The organism is Alistipes sp. An116 (assembly GCF_002161005.1).
In the GTDB taxonomy this organism is placed as follows: domain Bacteria; phylum Bacteroidota; class Bacteroidia; order Bacteroidales; family Rikenellaceae; genus Alistipes; species Alistipes megaguti.
In genome coordinates this window covers 15,091-28,483 of the sequence record NZ_NFLR01000018.1, presented here as the reverse complement: position 1 = coordinate 28,483, position 13,393 = coordinate 15,091, and the positions used below count along the sequence as shown (strand labels likewise).

Below are 13,393 nucleotides of genomic sequence, written 5' to 3'. Positions count from 1 at the left end.
CCCATGATCACCGCCGAGGAATACGACCTGCTCCGTAGCGACGAGCTCCGGCAAGCGATTGCCGCCGCCCGGGGCCGCGACCCGCTGGAGGTGGCGCTCGACCGGACGGTTCCCCATGCCCGGCTTGTCGCCACGCAGGTCAAGTACCTCGCACGCGCCGAACGCAAACTCCCGACGTATGCCGCCGCGCAGTGCATCCTGCCTCCGCGGGCCTTCGAGCAGGCCTCGAGCGAGGCCGCGGCCGCCCACAAACGCATCGCGGGCGACACGGTGCTGGACCTCACCTGCGGGCTGGGGGTCGATGCGCTCTATCTCGCCCGGCATTTCCGCCGCGTCGTGGCTCTCGAACGCGACCCGCTGCTGGCCCGCATCACCGCCGACAACCTTTCGAGAATGGGAGTTGCGAATATCGAGGTCGTAAACAGTTCGGCCGAGGAGTTTCTCGGCCGCGAAGGGTTGCATTTCGACTGGGTTTATGCCGATCCCGACCGCCGTTCGGCCGAAGGACGCAAGCAGGTGCGGCTCGAAGCCTGCTCGCCCGACATCGTGGCCCTGAAACCGGCGATCGACCGGATCGCGCCGCGGCTCTGCCTGAAAAACTCCCCGCTGTTCGATGTGGACGAGGCCCTGCGGCTCTTCCCCGGAAGCCGCGTGGAGGTCGTCTCGTCGGGCGACGAGTGCAAGGAGGTCGTGGTCTATGCCGACGGCTCGGGACCGCTCGTTACGGCCACGGCGCTCGGTACAGGGAGCTTCTCGGCCCGGCCCGGAGCCGCCGCGCCCGAAGCCCCGGCATTCGATCCGGCGCGTTACCACTGGTTGGTGGTCCCGGACGTCGCCCTCCAGAAAGCCCGCCTCACGCGCCTCCATCTGGCCGGGAAGGCCGACTGCTGGAGCGACCTCGGATTCGGATTCGCCGAAGAGGAGCCGCACGGCATCATCGGGCGCATACTGCCCGTCGAGCGGATCGAGCCCTACGACCCGAAGCGGCTGAAGCGAGAACTGAAAGGCCGCGGCCTCGAACTCCTCAAACGCGACTTCCCGCTCCCGGCCGAGGAGCTCATGCGGCGCCTCGGCACCCGTCCCGGCGCCGACCTGCGGATAGCCTTCACGAAAATCGGGAACGATTTTTGGGCGATCCGCCTAAAATAGCTATCTTTGTCAAATAGCACCGCGATGGCGGACCGAGCCCATGATACTCCGAAAACTCTTCACCTACTTTACCGATACGATCTTCCGGGAGGACATCAACGAATGGCGCAATCCCGTCGTGCGGTGGCTCGTACAGCAATACCGGCTACTCTTCTACACGGCCCGCGGGCTGGTCGAGCACGGAACGCTGGTCCGCTCCGCGGCGCTCACCTTCTACACGCTCATGTCGCTCGTGCCGCTCCTGGCCCTGGTCTTCGCCGTGGTCAAGGGATTCGGCCTCGCCGACGGACTCGTCGAAAACCTCTACGAGCTCTTCCCTCAACACCCCGAAACCGTCGACTACATCGTCGGATTCGCCGAAAACGCCCTGGCCCGAACCCAGGGCGGCGTCGTGGCCGCCGTGGGTCTGGTGATGCTCTTCTGGGCCGTGATCCGCGTCTTTGGGTCGATCGAAAACGCCTTTAACAACATCTGGGAGGTCAAGGTCGAACGAAGCATCGCCCGTCAGTGGACCGACTACATCGCCGTGGTGATGATCGTCCCCGTGCTCTGGATCCTCGCCAATGCTGTCGGCAACTACATCGAGCAAGTCCTGGGCCTCTACGACAAGTGGTACTTCACGACCCTCTCCCGCCTGGCCTCGATGGTCGTCATCTGGACGATGTTCACCCTGCTCTACCTGATCATCCCCAACGCCCGGGTGCGGTTCCAGAGCGCCCTGATGGCCGGAATCGTCGCCGGGACCATCTTCCTGCTCTTCCAGTGGGGCTACGTCTACGTCCAGCGCTGGATGACCTCCTACAACGCCGTCTACGGCAGTTTCGCCGCCCTGCCGCTCTTCCTCATCTGGATGCAGACCTCCTGGGAGATCCTTCTCTTCGGCGGCGAGCTTTCGTTCGCCTACCAGAACATCAGCCGCTTCGCCGAGGAGCGCGAATCGCTGCGCATCAGCTACGACCAGCGCCGCAAGGTGCTCCTCGCGGTGATGATTCTCGTAGCACGTAACTTCCGCGACCACGGCGGAACGCTCCCGACCGACGAGATCCGCAAACGCCTCGAGCTCCCGACCCGAATCGTCAACGACATTCTCTTCCAGCTCGTGCAGGCCGGACAACTGATCGCCGTGCGCAGCGGCGACGGCGAACGCGAAGTGGCCTTCGCCCCGGCCCACGACCTCTCGTCGATCACCGTCTACGGCATCCTCGAAGCCGTCGAATGCACCGGACAGACCACCCTCGACCTGGAACAAACCCCCGAATTGGCCCGCATGAACCGCGAAGTGGAGACACTCAAGGAGGAGGTCCTCCACTCGCCGAACAACGTGCGATTGACAGACCTGCTGTAAATCAGGAATAAAAGAGATGAAACGAGTCGTCATTATCGGAAGCGGAAACCTGGCAGAAGCCCTGGCCCTGGCCATCGCCGGAAGCGGTCTGGAACTCCTCCAGCTCTTCGCCCGCAATCCGGAACGGGGCCGTACCGTCGCCGCCCTGGCCGGATGCAGCTGGAGCTCCGACCCCGAAGCGCTCCGCCGCGACGCCGACCTCTATCTGATCGCCGTGAGCGACCGCGCCGTGGGCGAGGTGGCCTCGCAGCTGCCCATCCCCGAGGGGGCGGTCGTGGCCCATACGGCCGGCAGCGTCCCGCTGGAGGCTCTTCCGAAGCGATTTGCGCGCCGTGCGGTCTTCTACCCGATGCAGACCTTCACCAAGGGCCGCCGGGTCGATTTTTCGGAAATCCCGGTCTTCCTCGAAACTTCGGACCCCGGATTCCGGGCCGAACTCGAAGCCTTTGCCCGCACGCTCTCCCGGACGGTGCTCTGGGCCGACTCCGCACAGCGGGGCAAGGTCCACCTTGCCGCGGTCTTCGCCTGCAACTTCGCCAACCACATGTACGCCCTGGGCGAGGCGGTGGTCCACAGCGCCGGGCTCGACTTTGCGGTACTCAAGCCGCTGATCGCCGAAACCGCCGCCAAGGCCTGCGACGCCCGCTCGCCACGCGACGTGCAGACCGGCCCCGCCGTACGCAACGACACCGCCACGCAGGAGCGGCACCTCGCCCTGCTCGACGGCAACCCGACCCTTCAGGAGATCTATACCCAAATCAGCGAAAACATATGGAAAACTTCAAGGAATCAATAGCACGCTGCCGGACCTTCATCTTCGATGTCGACGGCGTGATGACCGACGGCGGGATCATCCCGACCGTCGACGGTGACTTCATCCGCCGCTACAACGCCAAGGACGGCTATGCGCTGGCCTACGCCATCAAACTGGGCTACCGGGTCTGCATCATCACCGGAGGACGCGGCAAGACGCTCGAGCACCGGCTCCGGATGCTCGGGATCCGCCACTACTACGTCGACTGCATGGACAAGATCGCGGCGCTGCACGAATACCTCCGGAACGAGGGAGTGGCGCCCTCCGACGTGATCTACATGGGCGACGACATCCCCGATCTGGAGTGTATGCGCGAAGTGGGGATTCCGGTCTGCCCGGCGGATGCCGCCGCCGAGGTGATCGAGACTTCGCGCTATGTCTCGGAGTTCAAAGGGGGCGAAGGGGCCGTGCGCGACATCATCGAACAGGTGCTCCGGGCCCACGGCGACTGGGCGCGCGACTCGATGGGCGTCACACCGTCGTCGCTCGTCGCCTCGCGCTGACCCCGCGGCCTCCCCGCCAGGGAGGGGGGGGGGGGAGGAGCGGGCAACCGCCCGGCGGCAGCACGCCATACGAAAAAAGTCCCGAACAAGTCGGTCATGATGCCAGACAAAAAAGAGGCGGAACCTTTGCGGTTCCGCCTCTTGCCGTTCCGGCCGGGGAGCTACCACATCACCTTGATGGCATAGCTCTCGATGCCGTCGGCCAGGGTCTCCTTCTGGACATCGTTCAGCCCCCAGAAACGCTCCTCGGTCAGCAGGAAGATCGTATATTGCGCCCCCTTTGCCACCTCGAAGACATTGAAGCCGTAGCTTGTCCCCACGCTCTGGCCTATTCCCTGCAGCGACCCGAACAGGTCGTTCTTCACCGTTCCGATCATCAGGAAGGGCATGTTGTCGTTGTAGAACGAACGGAGCACCCCTTCGCTGCCGCCGAAGGCCGCAATCTGGTCCGCCGTGTCGAAACGGGCCGTCACGACGTTCACGTCGAACGAAACGGCCGTCGTACCGGTCACCTCACCCAGATCGTTCCTGTCGGTGCGCACACCGGTCATCCCGGTGGTCAGCCCCGTCACGTAGCACCCTGCGCCGCAGGGAACCCCCTTCGACTCGGTCAGGCACTGGTTCACATAGAGCATGCTGCCCTGATAGGAGGTCTTGTCGACGATCCGGTTGAAGGCGAAGGTCGTCCAGCGGTAGGAATCGAACGCCGTGCCGAGCATCTCCGACAGTTTGCCATTGTCGGCCCGGTCGAGGATCGTCAGCCAGGAGCCGTTCTTTCCGTTGAGCGTCGTGACGATGTAGTCGTGCACGGCCCGGCACTCCTCCTCGCTGGTGCAGAGCGCCGCGTCGCTCAGGCGCGATACGAACTGGATGTCGGTGGTGAACTTGTCCGACGGAGCCGGGATCTGCGCATCCGAGGGGTACTCGTCCAACCCGTTGTTGCAGCCCGTGAACATCGGCAGAGCCAAGGCCAGGGCCAGCATGGTCGAGAGGTATTTCTTAACGTTTTTCATCGTTTCAGTCTGTTTCGGTTAGTTATTTCAATACGGCCGTACCGATAATGGGATAGTGGTCCGAGAGTGCGGGATAATCGCCGGTATTGAGCACCTTGAAATCCGTGCAGCTCCATTCGCCGGCCGGGAAGGAGAGGAAATAGTCGAGTTTGCTGCCCCCGCTGAAGGTGGTGTCGTTGTTGCAGAGCTTCGTACCGTATTTCTGATACTCCTTGATGGCTTCCGTCGACGGGCCGCAGTTCATGTCACCCATGAGCACCGACGGGATGCCGGCCTGCGTAGCGGGGACCACTGCATCGGCAATCACCTCCTTGGCCTGCTCGAAACAGGTCTCGTTGCCGCCGAAGGCGTCGAGGTGGGTACAGATGACCCGGACCTTCACCCCGTCGGGGTTGGCATCCGTCGGCACCAGGATGTCGGCCCAACCCACCGAACGCTGGTCTTCACCCGTGTACATGCCGAGCAGGACCGATTTCGAGTTGACGATCGGGTACTTCGACAGGATGCCGTTCCCGTAGTAGCCGTTGTCCTTGTCATAGGACCAGATGAAGAAGGGGAACATGCCGAGCTCCCGGGCAAATTCGGTCAGTTTCTCCTTCGAGCTCATCAGACCGCTGGCGGTCTCGAACTCGTTGAAACATACGATGTCGGGATTCTCCCGCCGGATGGCATCCACAAAGCGCGTGATGTCGCGCGACACATTGGTATTGTCCTTCAGCTCCAGAGCCTTGACGTTCCACGACATACATTTCAGCTGCAAGGTCTGGGCCTGGGCCCCTGCCAGCGGGAGCATCGCCCCCAGGAGGAGCATCGCCCCCAATATCTTGTTGATTTTCATGACTGTCTCTATTTATCAATCGGTTAATAGCCCTTGTTCTGCTTGAGGTTCACCGTTCCGTTGAAAGCCGTTTCCGGAATGGGGAACACCTTGTTGTAGGTCGGATTGAAGGTACGGCCCGGATAGACCTCCACCTCTTCGGTCTTGATCTGGCCGTCGACCATCTTCGAAACCACGCTGTGCAGCGGTTTCGCATAGTACTCCTGGGCCAGGCCCCAGCGGATCACGTCGATATGGCGGCTGGGCTGGAACTCGAAGGCCAGCTCGCAACGGCGCTGGTTCTGCAGCTCGGCCTTCGTGGCCGCATTCTCACGGGACAGCCCGGCACGCTCGCGGATGTCGCCAAGCAGCTCCTTGGCCTCGCCGTTGCCCTCACCCTGGGTCCAGATCAGCGCCTCGGCCTTCATCAGCAGCACGTCGGCATAACGCATCAGGCAGACGTTGAGCGTATTCCAGAGTTTGTCGCGCTGGCTTGACACCTCCGTGTAGCTGCCCGTCTCCCAGGGCGAGATAAACTTCTGGTTGATGAGTCCGGCCGACACGTGGCTGGTGGTGTAGGAGGAGATCGAACCGTCCGTACAATAGCCGCCGAAGGTGATGTCGCGGCCCATGAACTTCACGTGGTTGCCCGGGTAGAGGATCGTGGCCTCGCGGCGCTGGTCACCCTCCTCGAAGGCATTCCAAAGCTCCAGGCTCGGTGTGTAGTATCCCCACGTGTTGTAGAGGCCCCAGCCGGCATTCACGAACGTCACACCGTGGTAGCGGGCGCCGTTGGTGGCATCGCCCTCCAGCGAGAAAATATACTCCGAACTGTGGTTCTGCTCCTTGCGCCAGAGGTTGGCGAAGGATTTCGACTTGTTGTTCGGGTCGATGTAGAGCGAGCGCTTGTCGGCGCCGGTCATTCCCATGACCAGGTCGCACATCTCGATGACCGTGTTGTAGTACGAGGCGTCATACTGTGCGGCATAGAGGGCGGCACGGGCGGCAAAGGCCCAGGCGGCCGCCTTGTGAGGCAGGCCGTACTGCGAGGTCGAAAGCTCGGAGAAGTAAGGAAGTTCCTCGGCGGCACGGCGGAAGTCAGCGATGATCTGGTCATAGTTCTTCAGCACATGGTCCGGACGCGGGGAGTCCATCTCGTCCATCGGCGTCGTGTCGAGGATGATGGGGATACCGCCGTTCGTGTCGTCACCGTAGTAGGGGACCATCCACAGCATCGAGAAGCCGCGGAAGAAGTAGGCCGTACCGAGTGCCAGTTTCTTCACCGACTCGGTGATGTTCAAGTCGGGAACCAGCTTGATGATGTTGTTGGCCTTGGCGACGTTCTGGTACATGACACCCCAGACATTCTTGACATCCTGGTCATTGGAGGGCGACATGCGGAATTCGCGGATCTCGTCCACGGCCGGGCGGTCACGACCGATCAGCACGTTGTCGCTCGCACACTCGAACCACATGTGCCCGCGGCCGCAGATCTCCTCGCTCCAGTGCGGCGACACGAAATAGTAGAGCGCATAGACGGCCTTCATGACATCTTCGTCGGTTTTCCACGACGTGTCGCGGCCATAAGGCTCACGCTCGAGGAAGTCGGCGCAGCCCGAAAGAGCGAATACGCTGACGGCCAGACAAATACTTAACAATATCTTTTTCATGGTCGATTTGTAGTTTAGAAGTTGACGTTTACACCAAAGTTAAAGAAACGCGATACGGGATAGACACCGGCGTCGACACCGTAGTTCCCGACTTCGGGGTCGATGCCCGAATAACCGGTGATCGTAGCCACATTGTCGATGCTCATGTAGATACGCAGCGAGCCCTTTTCGAGGCCGATGTGGCGGGAGATGTGTTTCGGGAGCGTATAACCCAGCGTAATGTTCTTCAGTCGCAGGTAGTCGCCCTTCTCAAGGAAGACGTCCGAGAACTTCACGTAGTTGCCGTTGTCATCCTCGACGATGCCCAGACGCGGGTACTTGCTGCCCGAGGGGTTGAAATCCCACGTGTTGAAGACATCGGAGATCAGGTTGCCCATGTCCTGACGGCCGTTCATGGCCATCTGCTTCGTACCGTTGTAGATGTAGTTGCCGGCCACGCCCTGGAACATGATGCTGAAGTCGAAACCCTTCCAGTCGAACGAACCGCCGAACGAATAGGTCTGTTTGGGGGTGTAGCAGCCCGTCAGCACCTTGTCGTCGTCCGTAATCACGCCGTCGCCGTTCGTATCGACGAACTTCAGGTCACCGACCTTGGCGTTGGGCTGCACCTGGGTCACCTCACCCGTCTCGGCGTTCTTGCTCACGTAGCGGTCGATCTCCTCCTGCGAGCGGAAGATGCCGTCGGTACGGTAGATGTAGTAGGAGTACCACGGGTAGCCGGCGGCCGAGTAGAGGATCGGCGTACTGTTGATGTTCGGGTTGTTGTGCTGCACGATCTTCTGGGCTCCGTAGTCATCGACCCAGCCCTTGTTGACCGAGAAGGTGCCCCAGACGTTGTAGTTGAACTTGCCGTCGGCCACGCTGTTCCTGTACGAGGCCGAGAACTCCCAACCGCGGTTGATCACCTTGCCCATGTTGCCCAGGGGCGGGTTCTCCACACCGATCTGCGAAGGCGTCGGGATGTAGTCGATCAGGTCGCGCGTCTCCTTATAATAATAGTCGGCGCTGAACTCGAGTTTGTTCTGGAACATCGTCAGGTCGAGACCGGCGCTGGTCTGTACGGTGGTCTCCCACGTGGCGTTGGTGTTGGCGATCGTCTCCAGATAGGTACCGTAGACGGTATTTCCGCCGATGAGTGAGCCGTCCGTGTAGGTCAGCAGCGGGATCTGCGTGGGGTTGGGCAGCGAGTAGAGGGTCACGTTGCCGACCTTACCCCAACCGGCGCGCAGCTTGACCAGGTCGAAGACCTTCGTGAGCGAGGAGTTCCGGAAGAACTTCTCCGAGGAGATTTTCCACGAGCCCGACACCGAGGGGAACCAGTCGTAGTTCTTCGCGGAGGGGAGTTTCGACGAGGCGTCGCGGCGGATGCTGCCGACCAGGAAGTAGCGGTCGTCGAACGAATAACCGATACGGCCCAGAACCGAAACCATCGCGTAGTCACGCAGCGTCTCCGAGGGGTTGCTGGCCCATTCGTCGGCCGAGTCCCAGACCATGTTGTTGTCCGTGGCGTCGATATACCCCTTGGTGCGGTATTCGCGGTAGTGGTTCTTCTGGTAGTCGGTCGTGAAGCCGGCCATGGCGCTGATGTGGTGGCGTCCGAAGACCTGGGCATAGGTGGCGGTGGTCTCCCACAGCGTGTGGAAGTTGTTGAAGTAGTACTGGTCGCGCGTACCGGTAGTCGAGCCGCCCGGCACGTCGATGGCGGGCGAGAATTCGTCCTCCTCGCGCGTATCGAGGTCGGCCGTGAACTCCGACTTGATGGTCAGCTCGGTGATGGGCTTGATCTCCAGCGAGGTGGTCGAGAAGACCTTCGTGCGGGGATAGCGGCGGCGCATGGTCTCAAGCTGGGCTACCGGGTTGACGATGTTCGGGCCGGTGACGCCGGCGGCCATGTCGGCCGACGAGGCGATGCCGCCGTACTTGGGTTTGCCGTAGCTGTCGTAGATGATGTTGCCGTCAGCATCGCGGTCATAGACCGAGGCCGAGGCAGGGAACCACATGGCACCGAGGATCGGGCCGGTGTGCGACGTATTGACGTTGCCCTGGCCGTTGGAGTACTCGAACGAGACGCGCTCGGAGAGCTTCAGCCACTTGACAGGCTTGAACGTCGTATGGAGTTTGGCGCCGAGGGTCTGGCTCCAGGTATTGAGCAGCGTACCCTCCTTGTCGTCGTAGGTGACTGAGAGGATCGACTGCAGTTTCTCGGTGCCGCCGCTGATCGAGACCCCGTAGTGCTGGGTGAGGCCGGTCCGGAAGATCTCGTCGAGCCAGTCGGTGCGCGTCACGTTGGCACCGGCATAGACTTCGGGGTTGGCCAGGTTCGGCAGCGAGCCGTTGGCCGAATTCGACACGGCCTTGGCCCATATGTCGCAGAACTGCTGGGCATTGAGCATCGTGGGGAGGTTCATCGAGCGTTCGAAACCGAGCGAGACGTTGACATTGACGCGCGTCTTGCCGGCCTCGGCCTGGCGGGTCGTAATGAGCACGACGCCGCTCGATCCGACTGATGCACCGTAGATGGCGGCCGAGGCGGCATCCTTCAGGACGGTGATGGTCTCGATGTCCTCAACCATGTAGGGGGCGTTGGGCACGCCGTCGACAACCACCAGCACGCCGTCACCCGAGGTAGGACCGTCGTTACCGCGCTCGGTGCCCTGGTCGTTGCCCTTCGAGCCGCGGCCGCGGATGGAGAACGAAGCCTTCTGCATCGGGTCGCCGGACTGCATGATCGTGACACCCGGCATGCGGCCCTGGAGGAGGGTACCGAGGTCGGAGGCGCGGCTGCGGGCGGCATCGTCGACCTTGACGGTGGTCACGGCCATCGAGAGGTCCTCCTTGCGCTGCGAGCCGTAGCCGATGGCCACGACCTCGCCGATCATCATGGCGTCATCCTCCATGACCACATCAATCTGCGTGCGGTTCATCACCTGGATGGCCTGCGTCTTATAGCCGATGAACGAGAATTCCAGCACGGCGTCGGCCTTCACCGAAATCGTATAACGGCCGTCGGCATCGGTCGTGACGCCGTTGGTCGTCCTCTGTTCGATGATCGAGGCGCCAATCAACGGGTTCTGGCCCGTATCGGTCAAGCGTCCCGAAACCGTCACCTGGTTCTGGGCCTCAACAGGAAGCATGAGCATGCCCAACAGCAGGCTCATCAGAAGAACGCGGAGGAATCTCCACTTCTTCTCCGAAAGTGTCGAATTCATTTCCATAGTGTTAAGGTTAATAGTTAATTAGAGAAGTCTTGGGAAGAGATCTTGGGAAGAGATCTTGGGAAGAGATCTTGGGAAGAGATCGTTTTTCAAAAAAAAATTTTTAATGTTTTTAATTATTTTTTTAATAATACCCCAAACAAAAGCACATAATATGCCCTGTCGGGATCAGTTTACACTTTCCGATATTCAAATTTATAAACTCTTACAAAGGAAATGGACGCATTTCGCGTAATATAGTCCTCATATTACGCAGATCTGCACACCGGCCGGGTCGGAACGGCGGGAATCACTCCCCGAAACCGTGCCGTGCATAGTGGAAACCGGCGGCATCGTAGCAGCGGGCCAGCCGGGCGAGACGCCTCCGGTAATCGGCCGGATCCTTGCGGTCGAGGCTCCACCCGACCTCGGCCAGGGCGCTCAACCGCGGCAGCAGCATGTACTGTGCCTGCCCGAAATCAGGGATGTATTCGGTCCAGAGATTGGCCTGAACCCCCAGGACGCAGGCCCGCTCCCGTTCGTCGAGCCCTTCATACGGATCGAACGCATAGACCTTTTCGAGCGGGAGGCAGCCGCCCCAGGCCAAGGGTTCGGAGGCGGTATCCTCCGTCTGGTAATAGTCGAAGTAACAATAGGTCGAGGGCGACATGACCACCCGGTTACCCTGCCGGGCGGCACGGACGCCCCCTTCGGTACCACGCCAGGACATCACGACGGCGGTCGGGGTCACCCCACTTTCGAGAATCTCGTCCCAGCCGATCAGTTGCCGGCCGTGCGCCTGCAGGAAGCGTTCGACCCGGGCCGTGGCATAGCCCTGAAGCCCCCGCAGGTCGTCAATACCCTCCGTCCTCATCCGGGCCTGACAGTGTCCACAGCGGGCCCACATCTTCGTCGGGCACTCGTCCCCGCCGATGTGGATATATTCCGACGGGAAGAGTTCCAGCACCTCGGAGAGGACCCCCTCGATGAATTCGAAGGTCGACTCGCGCCCCGGGCAGAAGACCCGGTCGTCGATGTCCCACGTCTGGCGCACCTCGTAAAGCTCGCCCGTACAGCTCAGCCAGGGATACGAGGCCAGGGCCGCCACGGCATGCCCCGGGAATTCGATCTCGGGGATCACCGTAATGAAGCGCCGGGCGGCATAGTCCACCACCTCGCGGATCTGCTCCTGTGTATAATAGCCGCCATAGGGGGTCTCGTCGTAGCGGCACGACTCGTCGTATTCGCCGCCGGGATCCTTGCCGATCAGCGTCCGGCGTCGCACCGACCCGACCCGTGTCAGTTCGGGATAGCGGCGGATCTCAATGCGCCAGCCCTGGTCGTCGGTCAGATGCCAGTGGAAGACGTTCATCTTGTGGAGGGCCATCAGGTCGATCGTGCGCTTCACCTCGTCGACCGTGAAGAAGTGGCGGGCCACATCGAGCATAAGCCCCCGATAGGCCATGCAGGGTCGGTCGACAATACGCACCTCGGGGATCTCGACGGCCCGTACCGGCCCGCCGGGGCTGAACGCCGCGGGCGGCAGCAGCTGACGCAGCGTCTGCACGGCATAGAACGCCCCGGCGGCATCACCCGAGCGGATTCCGATCCCCTCGCGCGTCACCTCAAGGCAATAGGCCCCGGCATCCAGCGTATCGCAGATCTCGAACCGGATACCGCCCCGTTCCGGGAGGCGTTCGGCCCGGACCGGCGGCTGCCCGAAGCAAGGCGTCAGGAGTTCGACGAACGCCTCGCCTACGGCTTTCATCCCCGCAACCGTCCCTTCACCGGTCTCTCCACCAGGCTCCTCCCCGGGCATCCAGTAGGGCACCCGGGCCGTAAGCCGGAAAACACCCTCGCCTTCGACCACCTCTACGGGGCGCGGCGTCACCTGCACGGGGCGTTCCGCGCGGATCACGCGGCCGCATCCCGAAGCCAGGAGGGCCGCAGCCACAAGGAGCACTCCGCCCAACAGAGTACCCCGCGCACTGAAATCCCGCCCGCCGGCACTCCGTCCCCGCGCCATTCCCGGCGATCTGAACACCTCGCTATTCATGACAGGCCGAAGCTCCCAGAAGCCCGATGTTTTCGATTTTCGAACAGCGGATCCGCACCCGTTCGACGGTCCTGGCATAGGGAAATTTCGCCAACTCGGCGTGCATCGCTTCGCTGAAGAAGTCGAAGGCGTGCGAAATGCTCCCGCCGAAGACGATCGCCTCGGGGTCGTAGGCGTAGAGGATCAGCATGACCAGACGCCCGACGTGCCGGCCGAATTCCTCCCAGAGTTTCAGCGCATCCGGATCGCCCGCCACGGCCCGTTCGAAAGCCTCCTTGCCGGTCGTACCGCGCCCCACGAAGAAACGGCTGCTGCAGTAGTATTCGTAGTCGCGGTCCAGATAGGGGATGCTGCCGATCTCACCCGCCCCCGTGTTGCAGCCGCAGTAGAGTTTGTTGCCGATCACCACTCCGGCCCCGACTCCCGTACCGAGGGCCACGCACACCACGTCGCGGAACCCCTGGGCCTCGCCGTAGCGGCAAACCCCCATGGCAAAGCAGTTGCAGTCGTTGTTCACGTGTACCGGAATCCCGAAATGCGCTTCGAGCATCTCCTTGAGGTGCACTTCCTGCCACGAGGGAATTCCCGTGACGTTGTAGACGATCCCCCGGGCCGCATCCACGACCGAGGGGACCCCGATGCCGATGTGCGTCACACGGGGGACGATCACTTGTTCGATGAGCGAAACGATATGTGCCACGACCTCCCCCTCCGGGCGGTCCGACTTGCAGGGCTCCGAGATCAGCCGCACGATGCGGCCTTCGTCGACCAATCCGACACGAACGTTCGTGCCGCCCAAATCAACTCCTATTCTCATTTCCGAACAATTGTT

10 protein-coding genes are annotated in these 13,393 nt (G+C 61.9%); 4 read left to right on the top strand and 6 right to left on the bottom strand.

The window, feature by feature from the left end; all coding sequences use genetic code 11:
- The first annotated feature begins 3 nt into the window (after window positions 1–3).
- The 4 genes from B5E60_RS10905 to B5E60_RS10890 are packed head-to-tail and all read left to right on the top strand — an operon-like array spanning window position 4 to window position 3,811.
- Window positions 4–1,149 (top strand): THUMP-like domain-containing protein, encoded by a 1,146-nt coding sequence (locus B5E60_RS10905; RefSeq protein WP_087311529.1) that lies wholly within the window; start codon window positions 4–6, stop codon window positions 1,147–1,149.
- 40 nt (window positions 1,150–1,189) lie between these two features.
- On the top strand, window positions 1,190–2,494 hold the full coding sequence (locus tag B5E60_RS10900) for a YhjD/YihY/BrkB family envelope integrity protein (protein WP_087311528.1): 1,305 nt from the start codon (window positions 1,190–1,192) through the stop codon (window positions 2,492–2,494).
- Between the two features lie 16 nt (window positions 2,495–2,510).
- Window positions 2,511–3,290, top strand: coding sequence for a Rossmann-like and DUF2520 domain-containing protein (locus B5E60_RS10895; RefSeq protein WP_087311527.1), 780 nt, complete (start codon window positions 2,511–2,513; stop codon window positions 3,288–3,290).
- A complete protein-coding gene (locus tag B5E60_RS10890; protein ID WP_087311526.1) occupies window positions 3,266–3,811 on the top strand; it encodes a KdsC family phosphatase in 546 nt (181 codons plus the stop codon). Before B5E60_RS10895 ends, B5E60_RS10890 begins: the two co-directional genes overlap by 25 nt.
- Window positions 3,812–3,972: 161 nt before the next feature.
- On the opposite strand, the gene B5E60_RS10885 is transcribed toward B5E60_RS10890, so the two are convergent.
- From B5E60_RS10885 to B5E60_RS10860, 6 genes are all read right to left on the bottom strand, one after another.
- Entirely contained in the window at window positions 3,973–4,824 is an 852-nt protein-coding gene (locus B5E60_RS10885) for a hypothetical protein (protein WP_087311525.1), read from the bottom strand.
- 22 nt (window positions 4,825–4,846) lie between these two features.
- Window positions 4,847–5,662, bottom strand: coding sequence for an endonuclease/exonuclease/phosphatase family protein (locus B5E60_RS10880; protein ID WP_087311524.1), 816 nt, complete (start codon window positions 5,660–5,662; stop codon window positions 4,847–4,849).
- A gap of 23 nt (window positions 5,663–5,685) precedes the next feature.
- Entirely contained in the window at window positions 5,686–7,311 is a 1,626-nt protein-coding gene (locus B5E60_RS10875) for a RagB/SusD family nutrient uptake outer membrane protein (protein WP_087311523.1), read from the bottom strand.
- Window positions 7,312–7,325: 14 nt separating this feature from the next.
- Window positions 7,326–10,526 (bottom strand): SusC/RagA family TonB-linked outer membrane protein, encoded by a 3,201-nt coding sequence (locus B5E60_RS10870; protein WP_087311522.1) that lies wholly within the window; start codon window positions 10,524–10,526, stop codon window positions 7,326–7,328.
- Window positions 10,527–10,815: 289 nt separating this feature from the next.
- A complete protein-coding gene (locus B5E60_RS10865; protein WP_087311569.1) occupies window positions 10,816–12,531 on the bottom strand; it encodes a beta-N-acetylhexosaminidase in 1,716 nt (571 codons plus the stop codon).
- A gap of 22 nt (window positions 12,532–12,553) precedes the next feature.
- Window positions 12,554–13,378, bottom strand: a complete 825-nt coding sequence (locus B5E60_RS10860) for an ROK family protein (RefSeq protein ID WP_087311521.1) — start codon at window positions 13,376–13,378, stop codon at window positions 12,554–12,556.
- Window positions 13,379–13,393: the final 15 nt, after the last annotated feature.